Annotated in this window: 19 protein-coding genes; 7 read left to right on the forward strand and 12 right to left on the reverse strand. The window is 64.6% G+C overall.

What is annotated here, in order from left to right; translation table 11 throughout:
• Window positions 1-10 precede the first annotated feature (10 nt).
• The 4 genes from AC3RCG_RS17265 to AC3RCG_RS17280 form a co-directional block, all read right to left on the reverse strand.
• Window positions 11-2161, reverse strand: coding sequence for a hypothetical protein (locus tag AC3RCG_RS17265; RefSeq protein WP_070224457.1), 2151 nt, complete (start codon window positions 2159-2161; stop codon window positions 11-13).
• A 10-nt stretch (window positions 2162-2171) separates the two neighbouring features.
• Window positions 2172-3476 carry a hypothetical protein gene (locus AC3RCG_RS17270; protein WP_492490451.1) on the reverse strand — a complete coding sequence of 435 codons (1305 nt, stop codon included), beginning with the start codon at window positions 3474-3476 and terminating at the stop codon, window positions 2172-2174.
• Between the two features lie 55 nt (window positions 3477-3531).
• Entirely contained in the window at window positions 3532-4263 is a 732-nt protein-coding gene (locus AC3RCG_RS17275) for a hypothetical protein (protein ID WP_071650285.1), read from the reverse strand.
• A 63-nt stretch (window positions 4264-4326) separates the two neighbouring features.
• The gene (locus tag AC3RCG_RS17280; protein ID WP_070224459.1) at window positions 4327-4893 is read right to left on the reverse strand and encodes a hypothetical protein; all 567 of its coding nucleotides are present in this window, start codon (window positions 4891-4893) and stop codon (window positions 4327-4329) included.
• A 26-nt stretch (window positions 4894-4919) separates the two neighbouring features.
• Between AC3RCG_RS17280 and AC3RCG_RS17285 the strand changes: the two genes are divergently transcribed.
• The 3 genes from AC3RCG_RS17285 to AC3RCG_RS17295 all read left to right on the forward strand — a co-directional run bounded on the left by AC3RCG_RS17285 (window position 4920) and on the right by AC3RCG_RS17295 (window position 8541).
• Window positions 4920-5240: a hypothetical protein gene (locus tag AC3RCG_RS17285; protein WP_139143846.1), complete on the forward strand. Its 321-nt coding sequence runs from the start codon at window positions 4920-4922 to the stop codon at window positions 5238-5240.
• A gap of 67 nt (window positions 5241-5307) precedes the next feature.
• A complete protein-coding gene (locus AC3RCG_RS17290) occupies window positions 5308-7083 on the forward strand; it encodes a DUF1800 domain-containing protein (RefSeq protein WP_070224460.1) in 1776 nt (591 codons plus the stop codon).
• A gap of 9 nt (window positions 7084-7092) precedes the next feature.
• Window positions 7093-8541 (forward strand): DUF1501 domain-containing protein, encoded by a 1449-nt coding sequence (locus tag AC3RCG_RS17295; RefSeq protein WP_492402930.1) that lies wholly within the window; start codon window positions 7093-7095, stop codon window positions 8539-8541.
• Here AC3RCG_RS17295 and AC3RCG_RS17300 read toward each other — a convergent pair.
• The 3 genes from AC3RCG_RS17300 to AC3RCG_RS17310 are packed head-to-tail and all read right to left on the reverse strand — an operon-like array spanning window position 8538 to window position 9991.
• A complete protein-coding gene (locus tag AC3RCG_RS17300; RefSeq protein ID WP_492402928.1) occupies window positions 8538-9380 on the reverse strand; it encodes a dioxygenase family protein in 843 nt (280 codons plus the stop codon). The two genes, AC3RCG_RS17295 and AC3RCG_RS17300, sit on opposite strands and share 4 nt — an antisense overlap.
• Window positions 9338-9508, reverse strand: a complete 171-nt coding sequence (locus AC3RCG_RS17305) for a hypothetical protein (protein ID WP_162995707.1) — start codon at window positions 9506-9508, stop codon at window positions 9338-9340. Before AC3RCG_RS17305 ends, AC3RCG_RS17300 begins: the two co-directional genes overlap by 43 nt.
• 30 nt (window positions 9509-9538) lie before the next feature.
• On the reverse strand, window positions 9539-9991 hold the full coding sequence (locus AC3RCG_RS17310) for a Spy/CpxP family protein refolding chaperone (RefSeq protein ID WP_492402926.1): 453 nt from the start codon (window positions 9989-9991) through the stop codon (window positions 9539-9541).
• A gap of 193 nt (window positions 9992-10184) precedes the next feature.
• On the opposite strand from AC3RCG_RS17310, the gene AC3RCG_RS17315 reads away from it, so the two are divergent.
• Together AC3RCG_RS17315 and AC3RCG_RS17320 are read left to right on the forward strand one after the other, a co-directional pair.
• Window positions 10185-10874 (forward strand): response regulator transcription factor, encoded by a 690-nt coding sequence (locus AC3RCG_RS17315; protein ID WP_070291600.1) that lies wholly within the window; start codon window positions 10185-10187, stop codon window positions 10872-10874.
• Between the two features lie 2 nt (window positions 10875-10876).
• A complete protein-coding gene (locus tag AC3RCG_RS17320) occupies window positions 10877-12364 on the forward strand; it encodes a sensor histidine kinase (RefSeq protein WP_121669788.1) in 1488 nt (495 codons plus the stop codon).
• A 32-nt stretch (window positions 12365-12396) separates the two neighbouring features.
• Here AC3RCG_RS17320 and AC3RCG_RS17325 read toward each other — a convergent pair whose 3' ends face one another.
• Window positions 12397-12738: a FlxA-like family protein gene (locus AC3RCG_RS17325; protein ID WP_492402924.1), complete on the reverse strand. Its 342-nt coding sequence runs from the start codon at window positions 12736-12738 to the stop codon at window positions 12397-12399.
• 168 nt (window positions 12739-12906) lie between these two features.
• On the opposite strand from AC3RCG_RS17325, the gene AC3RCG_RS17330 reads away from it, so the two are divergent.
• Complete coding sequence (locus tag AC3RCG_RS17330) at window positions 12907-14145, forward strand: PrpF domain-containing protein (RefSeq protein ID WP_492402922.1); 1239 nt, start codon at window positions 12907-12909, stop codon at window positions 14143-14145.
• Between the two features lie 35 nt (window positions 14146-14180).
• Here AC3RCG_RS17330 and dcd read toward each other — a convergent pair whose 3' ends face one another.
• The 4 genes from dcd to AC3RCG_RS17350 all read right to left on the reverse strand — a co-directional run bounded on the left by dcd (window position 14181) and on the right by AC3RCG_RS17350 (window position 17232).
• The gene (gene dcd, locus AC3RCG_RS17335; protein ID WP_034755486.1) at window positions 14181-14750 is read right to left on the reverse strand and encodes a dCTP deaminase; all 570 of its coding nucleotides are present in this window, start codon (window positions 14748-14750) and stop codon (window positions 14181-14183) included.
• A gap of 132 nt (window positions 14751-14882) precedes the next feature.
• Window positions 14883-15683, reverse strand: coding sequence for an alpha/beta fold hydrolase (locus AC3RCG_RS17340; protein WP_070224467.1), 801 nt, complete (start codon window positions 15681-15683; stop codon window positions 14883-14885).
• Window positions 15684-15741: 58 nt separating this feature from the next.
• On the reverse strand, window positions 15742-16449 hold the full coding sequence (locus AC3RCG_RS17345) for an HAD family hydrolase (protein WP_492402919.1): 708 nt from the start codon (window positions 16447-16449) through the stop codon (window positions 15742-15744).
• A 21-nt stretch (window positions 16450-16470) separates the two neighbouring features.
• Window positions 16471-17232, reverse strand: coding sequence for a sulfite exporter TauE/SafE family protein (locus tag AC3RCG_RS17350; RefSeq protein WP_034756294.1), 762 nt, complete (start codon window positions 17230-17232; stop codon window positions 16471-16473).
• Between the two features lie 151 nt (window positions 17233-17383).
• Here AC3RCG_RS17350 and AC3RCG_RS17355 point away from each other — a divergent pair, with 151 nt between their 5' ends.
• Window positions 17384-18307 carry a LysR family transcriptional regulator gene (locus AC3RCG_RS17355; protein WP_492402916.1) on the forward strand — a complete coding sequence of 308 codons (924 nt, stop codon included), beginning with the start codon at window positions 17384-17386 and terminating at the stop codon, window positions 18305-18307.
• Window positions 18308-18310 lie beyond the last annotated feature (3 nt).

Raw genomic sequence — 18310 nt, forward strand, 5'->3', positions numbered from 1 at the left:
CGCTCCCGCCCTAGACGCTGCGCAGCTGCTGGCTCAGGCGCTGGCGCAGCAACACCGAAGGCATCGTCGATTCGACCACCGGGTCGCTGCTGTCGACGGACAGATCGACCCCGGTGGCGGCGCGGTAGCCGTGGATATAGCCTTGCACTTGCGGCCGCCAGAAGCGCGCCCAGTTGAAGGCCTGGGTCGGTTCATAGATATCGCTCCAGTTGCCGTAGCGCACGGAGAGCAGCAATTGCTCGCCAAAAATGGCCAGGTTACGGAAATGCATGACGCTCGTGTCCGTCCAGCCCTGCAGTTTCTTCATGGCGTCGACCCTGTCCATCCACGGTTCCGGATACGCGACCATCACGCGCGTGGGCAAAAATTCGCGGAATTCGGGCCGCGCCAGCATCCATTGCTGCATCAGCATCTCGATGCGCGCCGTCGACGGCAAGTCGCCGAACTGGTTGTGCGCGCCCTGCGACAGGATCAGGTGGATCTCCTTGAGTGCATTCAGCACCGGGAAGGCATCCGCCTTCACGGTGGTGTCGTCATCCTGCTTGTAGAACGAGGTCAGCAGGCGCAGCAAGTGGTGGAAGGCCTCCAGGAATTTGGAGCGGCTGTCGGCTGGCCGGAAGTGCTGCACTGCCTTGCCGTCCAGGCGCACACCGTAGTGATGGTCATACTCGTAGTTCCGGCGCATCACGGTCAGCCGATGCTGTTCATCCTGCGTGTATCCCCACAGTAAATTATTCAGCGGACGCAGCATGTCGATTTCCGTGTTCGACAAAGGATCGAGATGGTTGCCCGGCGCGCGCAAGTTCTGGAAGCGCTGCGCGATGGCGTTCATGGTCTGCACCAGCATGCCTTCTTCATGCCAGTACGACCAGATCAGTTCCAGCAGGCAGGGATTGGCCAGCTTTTCCTGGATGATGCCAAAGCACAGGTCGACCTCGCCTTCCTGGCCGCGCGGGATGCTGATGGGGATGTCGGGCAGCTTGCGGCGGATCACGGCCAGGTAGGGCAAGGTCTGGAAGCCGTCCACGTTTTCCAGGTAATCGTTGCGCAGCACGGTTTCCAGGTCGCGCCCTTGCGGTATGTCGCGCCGGTCCAGATAGGCGTTGTCCTCGGCCGGATTGAAGGCCAGCGGTTGATTCAGCACGCCGCAATTGACCATCACGAACGCTTCCGTCGCCACTTTCAGCACGCGGTAGGAATCGGCATCGGAAAACGGCAGCGCGCGGCGCTGCTTGAGCTGCTGGAACATGTCGGCCTTTTTCACGAAGCGTTCCTGCTCGAAACCCCGTACGCTGGCCAGGTCGCCGCAAAACAGGCTGTCCATAAAATGCAGGTAGTTGGTAAACGACATCGCCTCGGTACTGTTGCGTATCAGGGTCCACAGCGGCAAGTCTTCCGTCGGCTCCGTTTCCGTGCGCGTCAGCGACACGCCCACGTTGCCCGTGATGGGCTGCGGCTGGCGCTCTTCCGTCTCGTATTCCGCGTCGAGCGCCAGCATGGCGTGCGGGCTCAGCCCTTCCGGCACGGGCAAGGCGTTGCGCAGTTCGGGACGCTGCGACAGCATCATCTGTCCCATGAAGCGGTGCATGCCCGCGCGCCGCACCGGCGTGGAAAACGCGTTCGGCGTACCGCGCATGGGCACCCACGGCGCGGCGGCCAGCAGTTGCACCTGGTCGCGCCCGTCGGCGCTCTGATCGCCGTCAAACGAGACGGTGGCGATGGCGCGGTCGCCCACCCTGCCGAACTGACAGTCGCTGGGATGGCAGTCGGCCGTTTCAAACGCCAGCGTCACCTGCGGGTTGAGTTGGGGCGTGAAGCACAATACGGCGCTGCAGCCGGCCTGCACCGTCACGCACTGGGGCGCCGTGGCGGGGAAATTGCCATACACCCCCACGTAACTGCCCGTCATCAGGTCGGTAAACACGGTGCCGCCACGCCCATCCGTCCAGCGCACGCCCACCAGCATGGCGGGATCAGGCACCCAGGTGGCGGCATTGAAGTTGTGGCAATCCGCCTCGGCTCCCCGGTACAGGCTGATGGCGGCATTGACGACCATGGCCCCGCTGTCCTGCTCGTGTACGGTGACCGCGATGCTGCCGCCGTGGTGTTTCGGACCCGCCTGGCCCGCCCCTCTGCTTTTGCTGCTCATCTTGCTGCTCATGTCGTTCTCCTCAATGGATAATCAAACGGGATGCCAGGGGCGGCAGCAACCTGCCGGACTGGCGGCCATGCCGCACGACGTCGGCGCACAGCTCCGACGTGTCCAGGGTGCTGCGCAAGGCCCAGTGGGTCAGCAAACGCCCCAGCAGCTCGCTTTCGTCTTCCGGACTCAAGGTACCGCTGGCGCGCGCCTGGCCCAGCACGGCGAACACCAGGGTCGGCGCGGCCTGGTACATCTGCGCCGGCGCCAGGGTCCAGCTGCGAAACAGCTGCGCCAGCATGGCGGGCTGGCGCGTGTGCACGGCCATGGCTTCGACCAGCGAGCCGCCGCGCAAGGCCGGTGGCCGGTGCTGCACCAGCAAGCCCACGAGGGCCGCCATGCTGGCCTGCAGCTGCTCCAGCAGCCGCTGCCGGGCCGGTGGCAGGCCGGTCAGCGGGTAGTACGACAGCCACAGCTGCTCCAGCCGGTCCCATTGCGGATGCGGATACAAGGCCCGTCCCATGGCACAGCTCAGGCGCACCCGCAGCCACGGCACCGGGTGGGGGTCGTCGATATTGAGGCGGAAGACAAATACACGCGGCAGGCTGACCACGCCGATCAGGCCCAGGGTGGCGGCCACGCCGACCCGCGCCAGCGACCAGAAATCGGCCACGATCTCGGAAATCCACCGTTCCCATAACTGCCACACGTGAACGTGACCGCTGCCGCCGTGCTGCATGGCTTGCAGCACGGGGCGCAAGGACGCCACCAGGTCCAGCAGGGCCGCGCCCTGGTGGCCCACCTCGTGCACCAGCGACGAGGCGATGCTGCTGCCGATCATGCGTTCGCGCGGCAGGCGGATGATGGCGACGGGATTGTCGCCGCCGCCCGGCAGGCGCGTGCGCGCGCGGCGGATGGCCGCGCCCGGGCCCCGGTCCAGGTAGCAGATGACGGGCGGCGCCTGGTACACATTGCCGGGCAGCGCCAGCGCGTCGGCGGCGACGATGTCGAGGCCCGCCAGCCACACGCCCGTCTTGTGCTCGCTGCGCTGCGTGATGACTTCGTTGAACAGGTCGAACTGGGTCAGCGCGGCATTGAACTTCAGGCGCAGGAAGGTGAAGCGGCGCTGCGCCTCGGCGGCGGTGGCCATGCTGGCGCCATCGGCGTGCTCGCGCCGCAGCCAGTGCTGGAACTGGGCCACCATACGCCGCAGTTCGCGCCGGCCCTGCACCAGCTGGCTCTCGATGGCCGACTGGGCGCTGGGCATCAGGGCGGCCGCCAGCACCGTCGGCTCGATCAGCGCGAACGGTTCCAGCCGCGCCAGCCGCGTCAGCAGCGAGCGCGCCTCCTGCGCCAGCATCCAGGCAGCATAAGCGCCGATGGCCATGATGTCAGACGCCGTACAGGACGATCTTGTGGCCCTGGCGCGCCCAGCGCCCGCTGGAGGGGCGCATGCCCGCCGAGCCCCTTGCCGCGCCGCCCTGGGCCATGGTCCCGCCCGCAGCGGCGCCGCTGCCGTTCTGTGTGGCGACCTGGCTGCCGGGGCGGCCCAGCAGGCCGGGCGCGAACTGGCGCGCCGCCGCGCTGGCGGCCGCCTGGGCGATGGCGCGCGGGTCGCCCGAACCGCGTGCCTGCGCGGCGCGGTTGACCGTGTCGGCGGCCAGGCGCACGAACTGCTTGGCACCCTCGAATTCGCGGTCTTCGTTCGACGAGGCCTCCGCTTCCAGCCCCAGCGCATTGCCGGCGGCCGAGGCCAGGCCGCTGCCGATCTTGGCGCCCAGCGGGCCGCCGAAATAGCCGCCGATGGCGCCACCGGCCAGCGGTATCGCCTTTTTCGCTACGCCCTTGAGCACGCCGCCGATGGCTTGGCCCACGGGCGACTTGATGATGCCGCCCGCCACCGAGGCGGCCTTGCGCAGGAAATTGCCGAGGAACTGTTCCAGTTCGGCTTCATTGCTGACCGACAGCAGTTCATTGGCCAGTTCCATTTCCTCGGCTTCGGAAAACATGGCGCTCGCGCCACCCTCGCCGCTCCATTCGCCCTGGCCAAACTCGAACTGTTCCGCTTCAAAGCCGGACATCTCCTGCCCGTATTCCAGGGTCGTACGATCTAAGTCATGCATGATGAGCTCCTAAAAGTTAGCACCTCGGTTGACACTACAGCGCCGGACAGACTGGCCGTCCGGCTAACAATCGAGCACGACGATGTGCCCGCCCTCGCGGCGCCAGCGGCCACCGTCCGGTCCCGGCGCTTGCGCCGCCTGCCTGAGCAAGCCTGGCGCCACGCTGCGTGCCACTTGCAACAGGGCCGTTTCCACCCGCGCCCTGGGCGCGCGCGCACCCGTGCCGCCGTCCTGCGTCAGCGCCGTATTGACGGCATCGATCAGATGCACGACCTGGCGCGCCAGTTCGAATTCCTTGTCTTCCGGGCTCAAGCCCTCCAGTTCCATGCCGAAGATGCCCGCAGCGCGCCGCTTGAGCGCCTGTGGCGAACCGCCATGCAGGGGCAGCAGGGGCGCCACCACCTTGCCCAGCAGCTGGCGCAGCGGCCCTTCCAGCGGCGTGCCGCGCACTTGCTGGCCCGCCGCGGTGGCGCCCAACTGGCGCGCCAGGAAAGCATCGAACTGGGACGGCGCCTGCAATTCCAGCAACTGCGCCGCCAGTGCCAGCTCATCTTCGTGCTGCAGGGACAGCACGCCCGGCGCTTCCGGCAATTCCATTTCGGGACGATAGGCGAGCAGGCGGCTGGTCATGACAGGCTCCGGTGAAAGGCGGGCGGGTGGTCCATGCCTCCCTGACGCAAGGGCCATGCCAGCCAGGTGCAGAGGGAAAAACGGGACGCGACGGCGAACGCCTTTTCGCCGATGCGATAAAAACCATGGTTTCCGGCGAAGCTGTTTTCGCCCTGTCCATGAGCTTTCAAACAAGCTTAATTAGAGGGAATTTATTACGTCGCCTATCGACCACAAGCAGGCGTTCGCGTAAAAATATTTTTCCATTTGTAAAAAATAAAGTTCATCAAAATACTATAAAAAATCATTTAACATCGGTCAAAAATGCATTAAATCGAAAAATAGACAAGACGCAAATGTTCTTTTGAGCACGCACTTTCAGTAGGCAGGCAATACAATAACGAGGTCAGATTTTGATTGCCACAAAGAAACTAAATGATCCATCCTACTTTGCGCCGCTTGCTGGCTGCTGTAACACTTCTGAGTTTGCTGAACGCCTGTGGTGGCGGTGGCGGCGACAGCCCGACCGCCACGGTGGCGCCGCCTGCGGACATGAAGCCGGGCGAGCCGGCAGTTCCCGCAGAAACCGTCCCGCCGCCCCCACTGACCACGCCACCGGCCGCGAAGGTGACGACATTTACGCGCCAGCAGGCGTCACGCTTCCTGGGCCGGGCCACGTTCGGGCCGAATATCGCGGCCATCGATGCACTGGCCGCCAGCGACAGCAACGCCTGGTTCCAGTACCAGTTTTCCAGACCGCAAAGCTTACATCGCAAATATCTCGATGCGAAATTTCCACCAGCGGACACGACGGCCAGCAAGGCCTTGCCTCAGAATTTTTATGAATCATTCTGGCAGCAGGCCGTAGGCGGCGACGACCAGTTGCGACAACGCACGGCGTTTGCCCTGTCGGAAATTTTCGTCATTTCCACGCAAAACGAAGCCGTGTGGCCGCACGTGCGCGGTGTTGCCAGCTATTACGACATGCTGGGGCAACATGCTTTCGGCAACTTCCGCACCTTGCTGCAAGGCGTCGCCACGCATCCGATGATGGGTCTGTATCTGTCGCACCTGCGCAATCAGAAGGAATCGGCAACGCGTACCCCGGATGAGAATTTTGCCCGCGAAATCATGCAGTTATTTACGATCGGCCTGTATCAGCTGAACGCTGACGGCAGCTTGAAATTGTCCGGCGGCAAGCCCATCGATACCTACTCGCGCGACGATGTGAGCGGCCTGGCGAAAGTATTGACAGGCTGGAGCTGGGCCGGACCAGACCAGGCCGCTAACCGTTTCTTTGGCAGCGTGGCCGATCCGGACCGCGACTGGAAACCGATGCAGAATTACACGGCCTTCCATTCCACCGGAGAAAAACGTTTCTTGGGAGTCAGTATTTCGGGCGCCACTACCGGCGAAGCCGACCTGGCGCAAGCCCTCGACACTCTGTTCAACCACCCGAATACAGGCCCCTTCTTCGGCCGCCAGCTGATCCAGCGGCTCGTCACCAGCAATCCCAGCCCCGCCTATGTGGGCCGGGTAGCGGCCGCGTTTGCCAATAATGGCGCTGGCGTGCGCGGCGACATGCAGGCGGTGCTGCGTGCCGTGCTGCTCGATCCGGAGGCGCTGGCCCCGGCCGGCACAACCTTGCGTACGGGGAAATTGCGCGAACCGCTGGTGCGCCTGGGCAACTGGATGCGCGCCTTTAACGCCAAGGATGCAGCTTCGCAATACCGCATCTATTACCTGAGCGATCCGCTCACGGGCCTGGGCCAGAATCCCATGAATGCACCCTCCGTCTTCAATTATTTCCGTCCCAGCTATGTCCCGCCCAATTCGCCGCTGGCCGCCGCCAGTCTGGTGGCGCCGGAAATGCAGATCACGGCAGAGCCGTCCGTCACCGGCTATCTGAACTTCATCCAGGACGCCATCAGCGGCGGCGTGGGAGAAAATGCCTCGGTGAAGGCGGACTATGCGGCCGAGCTGGCCCTGGCCGACCAGCCGGCAGCCTTGCTCGACCGCGTCGACCTGCTGCTCTTGGCCGGCAACATGTCGACCAAGCTGCGCGGCACCATCCTGTCCACCGTCAATAGCGTGCCGATTCCGGCCGCCACCGGCAGCAATGCCGCACAGGTCAACCTCGCAAGAACCTACCGCGTACGCCTGGCCATCTTCCTGTCGATGGCCTCGCCTGAATACCTGGTCCAGAAATAAGGAAGCCGCATGTCCCATCTCCCCCCTTTTTCCCGCCGCCGCTTCCTCGGCTCCATGCTGAGCCTGGCCGGCAGCACGGCCGCGCCGTTCGCCCTCAACCTGGCAGCCATGGGCCAGGCTGCCGCCCAGTCGGCCGATGACTACAAAGCGCTCGTGTGCCTGTTCATGGCTGGTGGCAACGACGCCTTCAACACGGTGCTGGCAACCGACACATCGTCCTGGAATGAATACACGCGCCTGCGCAACACGGGCAGCAATGATTCGATCCACCTGCCCGCCGTCGGTGCAGCCGGGGGCGTGTTGCCCATCGTGCCGGCCACCGTGCAAGCGGGACGCAGCTTTGCCCTGCATCCCTCCCTCGTTCCGCTGAAAAGCCTGTTCGATGACGGCCGCGCCGCCGTCGTCGCCAATGTGGGCACCCTGATCCAGCCAGTTACCCTAGCGCAATATAAGACGGGCGGCGTGGCCCTGCCGTCCAAGCTTTTTTCGCATAACGACCAGCAATCGACCTGGCAGTCGGGCCTGCCGGAAGGCGCCAGCGTGGGCTGGGGCGGACGTCTGGGCGACTTGCTTGGCGCGGGCAACAGCAACGCCATGTTCACGGCCGTATCCGCGGCATCGAACGCGCTGTTCCTGAGCGGACGCCAGGTGCGCCAGTTCCAGGTGGGCCAGGCCGGTGCGGTGCCGATTCGCAATATCGATCTCAGCGGCAGCCTGTTCGGCACGGCGCAGGGGCCGGCGGCATTGCGTGAAATCATCACGACGGCCGGCAGCGACCTGATGGAACAGGAACATGTGGCCACGATCGGGCGCGCCATCTCCAGCCAGAGCGTCCTCAGCGGCGCCATGCTGGCGGCCGGCGCGGGGGGCGTGCCGAATCCCCCGCCCTACGTCAATCCGAACACAGGCGCGTCCGGCGTCAATCCGCTGGCCGTGCAATTGCAGACGGTGGCGCGCATCATCGGCGGACGCGGCGCCCTGGGGGTGAAACGGCAAGTATTTTATGTGACCCTGGGCGGCTTCGACACGCATGACCGGCAAAAGGCGCTGCATGCCGACCTGATGGCCCGGCTGGCCCATGCGCTCGCCTACTTCGACACGACCCTGGCGGCCCTGCAGGGCGCGGATCTGCGGCGCCAGGTGACGACCTTTACGGCGTCGGACTTCGGCCGCACCTTCAGCAGCAACGGCGATGGCACGGATCACGGCTGGGGCGCGCACCACTTTGTCGTGGGCGGCGCCGTCAAGGGCCGCGACATCTACGGCACCTTCCCCGTCACGGGCCTGGGCCATGAGCTGGACGTCGGTTCCGGCGCCCTGCTGCCGACCACCTCCGTCGACCAGTACGGCGCCACGCTGGCCAAGTGGTTCGGCGTGGCCGACAGCCAGCTGGCCGAGGTGTTCCCGAACATCGGCAACTTCAGCCGGCGCGACCTGGGGTTCATGACGACAACTTAGCCATTGACGGCGATCGTCAGCGTGACGACGTAGCCATCCGTGGCATTGCCCGTCACCGTGGCCATCTGCAGGCTGGTGCCGTCGCTGAAGACATTGTCGCTGGCATAGCTGATCTGCGCCAGGTTGCGCACGCTGGCCGTGTAGCCGCTGGCCGTGTAGGCCTCATTCAACGTTGCCATTGGAAAAGTGAACTGCGAGGTCTTGATGCGGTTCGAGGCAGAGGCTGCCTTGGCCAGGCTGGGATAGACCTCGACATGCACGTGCGGCATGCGCCCCGCATAGCAGCCGGGAAAGATCGTCGTGAAGCTGAGGTTGCCGGCGCTGTCCGTTTCCTGCACGCCGCGCAGGTAATTTTGCGCCGTCACGCCGCTCGAATACAGCGAATACAGGCCGTCGCGGTCGCAATGCCATACATACACGGCGTAACCGGCCAGGCTGGCGCAGCCGCCGCTGGCGTTAAGCAACTGCAGCTTGATGGTGAGCGGCACACCCGCCGCCACACCCGTGGCGCCGTTAAAACTGGCGCGGATATCGCTGCGCACGACACCCGACTGGTTCAGCACGTTAATGATGCTGCCGCCATAGGTGTTCGTGCCATCGGCAGGATACGGCCCGCCCGTTTCCTCGGGAATCACTGTGCATGCGCCCGTGCTGGGTGTCGTGACCCCAGCGGCGGCGCTGCCTGCCGCCGCGCCGCTGGCGTCCGACCCGCCGCCGCAGCTCATCAGGGGCAAGGTGGCGGCGCCGGCCAGCAGCCAGCGCAGCACCTGTCGCCGCTCGGCCGCCTGTTGCCGCATCATTTCGAGGTCGGATGCCAGACCGTGATCATGTAGTTCCATAGATATTCCATCAAGTGGGGCAAGCCCGCCAAGGCGGGATTCAGGCTGGCGCACAGGTACAGCGCCTGCGTCGCATGGCGCGAGAGCGCTTGCAAGCTGCTGCCCGGACGCAAGGCATGGATGCGCATGCTGGCTCTCCCTGCGCTCGCGCCTGCCGCTTACTCGGAGCGCCGGAGGTCGCGCGGACCCTGGCGGCTGTCGTGCCGCTGCAGCGCCTGCTGGCGCTGTGTCGCCGTCAGCACGGCCAGCAATTGCTGCTCCAGCCGCGCATGCTGCAAGCTGATCTTCGCCATGGCTTGCGCCGCCGTGTTCGCCAGCGCGCTGGCTTGCGCATCATCGTAGGCGCTGGAGGCGGCCAGCGCGCGCAGCTGCTCGTGGGCCTTGAAAGCGATCTTTTCCTGTTCCCGCAGCAAGGGCGCCTGGGCATAGGTGGCGGCGAAGACCTTGTCCTGCTGCGCTTCGCTCAATGCGATGCCGCGCAGGAACGGCGACCCTGGCATGGCTTGCGGCGGCGGGCCATCCGGTGCTAATTCTTGCTGCGCCAGAGCGACCAGCGGCATGCTGCAGGCGGACAGCAACAACAGGGACAGGACAATACTCAGGTGTTTCATCGGGCTTTCCTTTCGTGACGATCAGCCCTGATTGTCGGCGTCTGGCGTGTAAAGCAACGTTAGGGCCGCGTAAAAGCGTGTAAAGGAAGGTGCGGGAGTGTAAGCAGACGTATGTAAAAGCGGGTAAAAGGGCCCTGAGCCGCGCCTGTTGACTGCTATCATCGGGCGATATTCACCCGAAAAAAGCACAGGCATGAGCAAGGTTTTGTTAATCGATGACGACGTGGAACTGGTCGGCATGTTCCAGGAATACCTGACGCAGGAAGGTTTCGATGCCCGCGCCGTGCATGACGGCGAAAGCGGCGCGGCCGAGGCGCTGACGGGCCTGTACGCCATCGCCGTCCTCGACGTCATGATGCCGCGCATGAATGGACTGGAAACCCTGCGCCGCATCCGCGCCGGCAGCAACCTGCCCATCCTGATGCTGACGGCGCGCGGCGACGATACGGACCGTATCGTGGGTCTGGAGCTGGGCGCCGACGATTACGTGACGAAACCGTGCACGCCGCGCGAGCTGACGGCGCGCATCCGCGCCATCCTGCGCCGCGCGCAGGCGGCGCCGCACGACAGCTCGGGTCTGGCGCCGCTCACCGTAGGGCAACTGACGATGTGGCCGGAACAGCGCCGCGTTTCCTGGGCCGGCGCGCACCTGGAGCTGACGAGCACGGAATTCAACTTGCTGGAAGTGCTGGTGCGCCATGCGGGCAAGCCCGTCAGCAAGAATCAATTATCGGAACTGGGTCTGGGCCGTCCCATGGCCCGCTTCGACCGCAATATCGACGTGCACTTGAGCAGCCTGCGCCGCAAACTGGGCAGCCTGGCCGATGGCCGCTCCTGCCTGCAGACCGTGTACCGTCTCGGCTACCAGCTGATCAAGGAGTAAGCGTGGGCCGTCTGTTCTGGAAGTTTTTTCTGTGCATCATGCTGGCGCAAGTGACGGCCACCATCGGCATCGGCGGCACCTTCTGGCTGAAAAACCGGGCGGCCCAGCAGGAGCGGGCCCTCGACATCGACACCAGTCCGCCCGCGCAAATGATCATCGAGGCCGCCAGCGCCACCCTGGAAGCGGGCGGCAGCCAGGCCTTGCGGCAATTCCTGAGCAAGCTCGAGCGCATGCGCGTGTTTGCCGTCGATGCGCGCGGACACGAACTGATGGGCCGCGCGGTGCATCCCGCCATGCTGGCCAAGGCGCGCGCCATGCTGGAGCAAAGCCAGGCCCATCCCGTCGTGCGCACGGTCACCGGCAGCGACGGCCAGCGCTATCTGCTGTTCCTGCCCTCGTCCGAACGCTTCCGCAATGCCGAAGCGGGCGCCGCGCGCGACACCCTCAATGCCGTCACCCTGAGCGGCCCGCGCGCCATGGGAGCCGGTCCACGGCCCCACGAAGCGGGCACTGCGCCGCCACGCGGCGAATTCGGCCGCGGCCCGCCCCCGCGCATGGACACGCCCTACCGCACCTTCATTCCCCTGGGGGCGGCCATTGCCGCCAGCCTGCTGTTTTCTTTCCTGCTGGCCTGGTATTTTGCGCGCCCCATCCGCGACCTGCGGCAAGCGTTCGAGGCCGCCTCGCACGGCAATCTGGCGCCGCGTTTTCACGCCAGCGGCAAGCGCGGCGATGAATTGACGGACCTGGGCCGCGATTTCGACCGCATGACGGGCCGCTTGCGCAGCCTCATGGATAGCCAGACACGTCTGCTGCATGACGTCTCGCACGAGTTGCGCTCGCCGCTGGCACGCCTGCAGGCCGCCATCGGCCTGGCGCACCAGCAGCCGGAAAAGATGGCCGCCTCGATGCAGCGCATCGAACGCGAAAGCGAACGCATGGATAAACTGATCGGTGAACTGCTGACGCTGTCACGGCTGGAAGCCGGCGCCGGGCAAACGGGAGCCGGGCACATGCACAGCGAAGACGTCAGCATCGCCGACCTCGTGCACGACATCGTGGACGACGCCCGCTATGAGGCCCGGGCACGCCAGTTGAACGTCGAACTGGCGGGCGATGCGGCCATGCCCGACGCCAGCGTCACGGGCCAGCCAGAATTGCTGGCGCGCGCCGTGGAAAACGTGGTGCGCAACGCCGTCAAGCACAGCCCCGATGGCGGCACGGTGGAAGTGGAACTGTCTCGCATGTCCGACTGGCTGCGCATCGCCGTGCTGGACCGGGGCCCCGGCGTGGCTGGCGCGGACCTGGCGCGCATTTTTGAACCGTTCTTCCGCGCCAGTAATACCCAGCACAGCACGGATGGACACGGCCTGGGCCTGGCTATCGCCCGGCACGTCATCAATGCCCATGGCGGCCGCATCGGGGCCAGCTTGCGCAGCGGTGGCGGCTTGTGCGTGGAAATGTTGTTGCCTGTCAAAACGCCAGGCTGACCTGTCGGCGAGCCTGGCGCGTGGATGTGTTGTTACGCCTGCGTATCGATGATGCTGCCCAGGGTCGACGCGCTTGACCTGGCGGGACTCGCCACGGTCTCGGCACTGCTGGCCGTTTGGGAATCGCCTTGCGCCGCCTTCTGCGCGGCCGCCGCCTGTAGCTGGGCGATTTGCGCCTGCAAGGCCTGAATTTGCTGCGCCAGCTGCTGCTGCAGCTTTTGCGACGCGTCCGTCTGCTCGCCCTTCTGCGACTCCGTCAACTGTTTTTGCGCCGCCGTGATCTGCTTTTGCAGCGCCGCGATCTGCGCACTGCTGCCCGAACTGGCGCTACTGGCCGCGCTGACTGCGCTGCCGGAACCGATTGCCGCTACCATATTGCCTCCCTGATTATTCAACACCTTATTATCGGCGCGCAAGGTACTCAATACAGGGCGGCAAGTGTAAAGGCGGGTAAAGCCATGTAAAGACGCCGCGCGCACCATCCGATTGCACGCCAGCAAGAAAAACTGGCACACTGGCGCTTCCTGCCTTGACCACGATCCATGATGATGACGCCCCTGCTGCCCGCCCTGCCCGACCTCGTGCCCCGCCAACGCTGCGGCGTGATCGAGTTTCCCGTCCACCACATGCGTGGCGGCACGTCGACGGGCCTGGTCTTGCACGGGACCTGCGTGCCGGCCGAGCAAACGCTGCGCGAGGAATTGCTGCGCCACCTGATGGGCGTGCCCCAGTCCGGCCGGCAGCCGGGCAACCGGCAAATCACGGGCCTGGGTCGGGGCACGCCCACCAGCAATAAAGTCTTCCTCGCCGAGGTGGAACAGCATGCGGGCCAGCCGCGCCTGGTCAGCACCCTGGCCCAGCTGGCTGGCGAACACGGCGATATCGACTGGAGCGTGAACTGCGGCAATATGTCGTCCGCCCTGCAACTGTGGGGACTGGACAGCGGCGTGATCGAGGCACTGGCCATCGGCGCGCACGATATCGATATCCGCAACACCAACACGGGCGTCATCACCACCTCGCGCATGGCGCGCGAACGCGACGGCAGCTTTACGGCCGCCAGCATTCCTGGCGTGACCGGCAACTTCCCCCGCGTGGACCTGTTCCTGCGGCAGCCGGCAGGCGCCAAGACGGGAAAATTATTACCAACAGGCAATGCGCAGGATGTGGTGCACGGTTATGTGGTCTCGTGCGTGGATGTGGCCGTGCCCATGGTCATCGCGCCAGCGAGCCAGTTCGGCAAGACGGCGCACGAGTCCATCGCGGAACTGGAAGCGGATACGGCTTTCATGCAGGCGATCCGCCAGGTGTGGAGCGCGGCGGGACTGCTGATGGGCTTGCGCAAGCGCGATGGCGGGTTGATGACGTTGGCGGAACTGGAACGCAGCGAAACCATCCCCAAGTTCTGCATCGTGGGGCCGGCGGCGGAAGAGGGAAATATTGCGGTGCGTTACTTTACGCCGCAATCGGGCCACGCCTCGCTGGCGGTCTCGGGAGGCTGCTGCCTGGCGGCCGCGTGCCTGATACCGGGCACGGTGGCGCATGCGCTGGCGCGCGGCGTGCCGCCAGTCAAGCAAGCGGAAACAGAGATGGAACTGGGCCTAGCCAACCCGGCCGGCATCCTGGACACCACCATCGTGGCGCGCCAGGACGGGGTGACGGGCAACATCGCCATCGACGGTGCGGCCTACCGGCGCAGCGCGCAAATCTTGCTGCGCGGCCATGTTCCCCTGTACCAGCCGTCAACCGCGCTGAAGGCGTGGCTGCTGAAACAGATTTAAAGCAGGACTGGCGCCCCGCCCGTTCAAGCAATCAATCAGGTCTTCGGCAATGTCACGCCGACCTGGCCCTGGTATTTGCCGCCGCGGTCCTTGTACGAGGTTTCGCACACTTCGTCGGATTCGAAAAACAGCACTTGCGCCACGCCTTCGTTGGCGTAGATTTTCGCCGGCAACGGTGTCGTATTCGAAAACTCCAGGGTCACATAGCCTTCCCATTCCGGTTCGAACGGGGTGACGTTGACGATGATGCCGCAGCGCGCATACGTGCTCTTGCCCAGGCAAATCGTCAAGACGTTGCGGGGAATGCGGAAATATTCCACGGTACGGGCCAGCGCGAAGGAATTGGGCGGGATGATGCAATAGCCCTTGCCCGACACATCGACGAAGTTATTCGCGTCAAAATCCTTGGGATCGACGATGGTGGTGTTGATGTTGGTAAACAACTTGAACTCGTCGGCGCAACGGATGTCATAGCCATAGCTGGAGGTGCCGTAGGAAACGATGCGGTTGCCGTCGCGTTCCTTGACCTGGCCCGGTTCGAACGGCTCGATCATGCCCGTTGTTTCCGCCATGCGGCGTATCCATTTATCGCTTTTAATCGTCATCGCAGGGGTATCTTTCTAGAATATCGAATGGCTGGGGCGGCGCGCCAGGTGCAGGCGCGGCCCGAATGGCAGGATTTTACGCGAAAATCCGCCGCTGTTGGCCCCCATCCCCTGAAAATCCTTGGCGGAAGGCTATTGTTTCGCCAGCAATGCCGTGATCATCTCGCGCACCACTTGCGCCGTCAGTTCCGGGTTTTCCATGGGAAACAGATGGCCGCCCGGCACCTGGCGGAAAAACTTGCCGACCAGCTTGCGCGTGGCCGTCAAGCCCGCCTGGCGGCATTCCACCGATTCCGTGCCGCCGATAAAGCCGATGGGCACGGGAAACCCATCCTTGACGAGGCCGCCGATATGGTGCGGCAAGCTGCGGTAGACCTGCGTTTCCACTTCGCGCGTAAAACGCAGCTGCACCCCGTCCGGATGGGGAGCCAGGCCGCTGTCGATGTAATCGCGCAAGACTTGCGGCGCCCAGATGGCGAACATGTCCTTGGCCGCGAAGTGTTCATACGCGGCTTGCGCATCGGGCCACAGCTTGCGCCGCCGGGCGGAAAAACGCGAGGGGGAAAACCGCTCGCCCAGCGCCGTGTTGCGCGCCAGGCGCACCAGCAAGGCGCGCCAGCCCGCCACCACGGGCGAATCGAGCAAGACCACGCAACGCACCAGGTCGGGCCGCTGCTTGGCCACCATCACGCTGAGCATGCCGCCCAGCGAATGGCCGACGAGGATCACGGGCGCGCTGTAGCGGCGCTCCAGGTCGTCGATGTACTCGCGCACCAGCTCGGGCCAGCCCGTGCTGACGGGGTAATCCGGATCGTGCGCATGCATGTCGAGCGCCTGCACGGTGTAGTGCTGGCCCAGCAAGCCGAACAGCTTGCGGTAGGTGCCGGCAGGGTAACTGTTGGCGTGGGCAAAGTGCAGTTGCGGGAGGGTCATCGTGGGGCGGTGCCGGTGAATGCGATAGGCAATTGTAATGGCATGCCGGCAAGACGGATCAGAGGAAGACCTCTAATTTGCGGGCTGGCAGCGGGCGCGCTGGCGCCATGCCGGGCACGAACGAGGCCAGTACGTCGCCCAGCTCGGCGTTGGAATCGACCACGCAAAAAGCATCGTCAAACGCATGGTGACGGTTCATGGGATTGCGCACGACGATGCATTCCAGCCCGGCCGCCCTGGCGGCGCGCAAGCCGCGCGGCGAGTCTTCCACGGCCACGCAGTCGGCGGCGGCCAGGCCCAGGCGCTGCAAGCCCAGCTGGTAGCCGTCGGGCGCCGGCTTGCTCTCGCCATACATTTCGCGCGTCAGCACGAAGTCGAAGTGGCTGAGCAAGCCCGTGGCCGCATGGCTGATGCGGAAATGTTGCTCATAGGCGCTGGTGACCACGCCCATGGCCACATGCGGGCGCAGCGCCGCCAGCACTTGCCCGATGCCGGGGATGGCCAGCTGCCCCGCCTGGCGCAGGCGTTGCGCAAACAGCTCGGTGCGCTCGGCCCGCAGGCGCTCGACCAGCTCAATGCTGTGCCCCTGCCCCAGCAGCAGATGCCAGGCGCCGTAGTTATTGTCCAGGAACCAGTCAAAAAATTGCTTCGGCGTCAAGTCTATGCCGTAGGGCAAGAGCAAGTCGCGGTTGCTTTCGTAAAACAGCTGTTCGGTATCGACCAGCACGCCATCGTTGTCCCACAGCACGCCCTGGATGGTTTTCATGGCTTGTTGTCGTTCAAAAACTTACTTGAAGAAGATGTCGTAGGACAACTTCACGATCAGCAGCACCAGCAGCACGAGGAAGAGGATGCGCACGAAGGCGGCGCCGCGGCGCACGGCGATCCAGGTGCCCGTCAGGGCACCCAGGATATTGCACACGGCCATGGGCGCTGCCACCGCGTAGACCACGTGGCCGGCGGGAATGAAGAAGGCCAGCGCGGCCACGTTGGTGGCGATATTCACCAGTTTCGAGCAGGCCGAGGCGAGGATGAAATCGAAGCCGAAGACGCGGATGAACAGGAAAATCAAAAAACTGCCCGTGCCCGGCCCGAACAGGCCGTCATAAAAGCCGATGGCGCCGCCGATGACGATGGCGAGGATGCGCTCGCGCGGGCCGATGGGGCGCGCTTCGCGCGTCGTGCCGAAATCCTTCTTGATGAAGGTGTAGATGGCCATGATGATGATCAACACCAGCACCATGGGGCGCACCACCTGCTGCGGCACGTAGGACACGGCGGCCGCGCCGATGAAGGACATGACGAAGGCGCTGGCCACGGCGGGCAGCACCAGCAGCCACGGGATGTGCACCTTGCCGACAAACGAGCGGGCGGCAAACGTGGTGCCGCAGGCGGACGCCAGCTTATTCGTGCCCAGCAAGGAGGTCGACGCCATGTTCGGCATCAGGTTGAACAGGGCCGGCAGCTGTATCAGCCCGCCCCCGCCCACGGCGGCATCGATCAGGCCGGCAAAGAAGGCAAATAAACACAGCAGCGAGATGGTCAGCATGATAGGCAATATGGAATGGGCGACAGCGGCAGTATAGGCGTCAGACACTTTTTCCGATGCAACTTCAAATTGCGGAAAACGCAATCAGGCGTAACGCTTGACGGAATGCGCCCCATGCGGTCTACTGGCCTCTTTTGCCGGGAGTGACGCGATGTCGATGAAACTGATGTGGGAGATCCGCGCCTTTTGCACCGTGGTGGAAAAGCGCAGCTTCATCCACGCGGCGCGCATGCTGGGACGCTCGCCGTCGGCCGTCACGCGCGCCATCCAGTTCCTCGAAGACGCCATCGGCGCCGAGCTGATCCTGCGCACGCAAAAGCAGTTCACCCTGACGACGGCCGGCGAAACCTATTACGCGTCGGCCAAGCACTTGCTGGAAACGCAGGCCGAGGCGGAAGACCAGCTGGCAGAGCTGAGCAACTCGCCGCAAGGCTGGGTGCGCCTCTCCGCGCCGGAAATTTTGTCGCTGGGCTTCCTGCCGAAAGTGGTGGCGCAATTTTCGCGCGACTATCCGAACGTGTCCGTGGACATCCATTTCTCGGACAAATCGATCGACCCCATCCAGGAAAAGCTCGACTTTGCCATCCGCGGCGCCTTCCCCCAGTCGAGCGAGCTGATCGGTTATCCCCTGTGGAACTACCGCCGCTACATGTACGCCTCGCCCGACTATATCGCCCGCATGGGCGCGCCCGACGAACCGGAAGAGCTGGCCGGCCACGACATCATCATGCACTCGGCTCCCCGCATCCTGCGCGACTGGCATTTCGTTTCCACCGAGCGCAACGTGCGCTACCAGGTGCAGCCCCGCTTCCGCTTCACTTCCGGCATCGCCACCTTTCAGGCGGCCCTGGAAGGCGCCGGCATCGTGCGCCTGGCCAGCTGGCTGGCGGAACCGGCCGTGGCGGCAGGCACCCTGCGCCGGGTCTGCACGGCATACCGGCTGACCTCGTCGAAGGAGCTGGACCCGAGCATCCATGCCGTGTATGGCACGTCGAGGATGGCCAAGGGGGCCCGGCTGTTTCTGGAATATGTGCGGCAGCGAGGGCTGGAAATACCCGATGAACGGGCAAGTTAGCAT

This window comes from Janthinobacterium sp. GW823-FHT01H08, assembly GCF_058797855.1.

Excerpts from the sequence above, each read along its gene's own strand:
- AC3RCG_RS17350 (WP_034756294.1), bottom strand. The coding sequence starts at position 17,232 with ATGCTGACCATCTCGCTGCTGTGTTTATTTGCCTTCTTTGCCGGCCTG.
- AC3RCG_RS17295 (WP_492402930.1), top strand. The coding sequence starts at position 7,093 with ATGTCCCATCTCCCCCCTTTTTCCCGCCGCCGCTTCCTCGGCTCCATG.
- AC3RCG_RS17340 (WP_070224467.1), bottom strand. The coding sequence starts at position 15,683 with ATGACCCTCCCGCAACTGCACTTTGCCCACGCCAACAGTTACCCTGCC.
- AC3RCG_RS17330 (WP_492402922.1), top strand. The coding sequence starts at position 12,907 with ATGATGATGACGCCCCTGCTGCCCGCCCTGCCCGACCTCGTGCCCCGC.
- AC3RCG_RS17280 (WP_070224459.1), bottom strand. The coding sequence starts at position 4,893 with ATGACCAGCCGCCTGCTCGCCTATCGTCCCGAAATGGAATTGCCGGAA.
- dcd (WP_034755486.1), bottom strand. The coding sequence starts at position 14,750 with ATGACGATTAAAAGCGATAAATGGATACGCCGCATGGCGGAAACAACG.
- AC3RCG_RS17300 (WP_492402928.1), bottom strand. The coding sequence starts at position 9,380 with ATGGAACTACATGATCACGGTCTGGCATCCGACCTCGAAATGATGCGG.
- AC3RCG_RS17305 (WP_162995707.1), bottom strand. The coding sequence starts at position 9,508 with ATGCGCATCCATGCCTTGCGTCCGGGCAGCAGCTTGCAAGCGCTCTCG.
- AC3RCG_RS17310 (WP_492402926.1), bottom strand. The coding sequence starts at position 9,991 with ATGAAACACCTGAGTATTGTCCTGTCCCTGTTGTTGCTGTCCGCCTGC.
- AC3RCG_RS17315 (WP_070291600.1), top strand. The coding sequence starts at position 10,185 with ATGAGCAAGGTTTTGTTAATCGATGACGACGTGGAACTGGTCGGCATG.
- AC3RCG_RS17290 (WP_070224460.1), top strand. The coding sequence starts at position 5,308 with ATGATCCATCCTACTTTGCGCCGCTTGCTGGCTGCTGTAACACTTCTG.
- AC3RCG_RS17325 (WP_492402924.1), bottom strand. The coding sequence starts at position 12,738 with ATGGTAGCGGCAATCGGTTCCGGCAGCGCAGTCAGCGCGGCCAGTAGC.
- AC3RCG_RS17355 (WP_492402916.1), top strand. The coding sequence starts at position 17,384 with ATGTCGATGAAACTGATGTGGGAGATCCGCGCCTTTTGCACCGTGGTG.
- AC3RCG_RS17265 (WP_070224457.1), bottom strand. The coding sequence starts at position 2,161 with ATGAGCAGCAAGATGAGCAGCAAAAGCAGAGGGGCGGGCCAGGCGGGT.
- AC3RCG_RS17345 (WP_492402919.1), bottom strand. The coding sequence starts at position 16,449 with ATGAAAACCATCCAGGGCGTGCTGTGGGACAACGATGGCGTGCTGGTC.
- AC3RCG_RS17275 (WP_071650285.1), bottom strand. The coding sequence starts at position 4,263 with ATGCATGACTTAGATCGTACGACCCTGGAATACGGGCAGGAGATGTCC.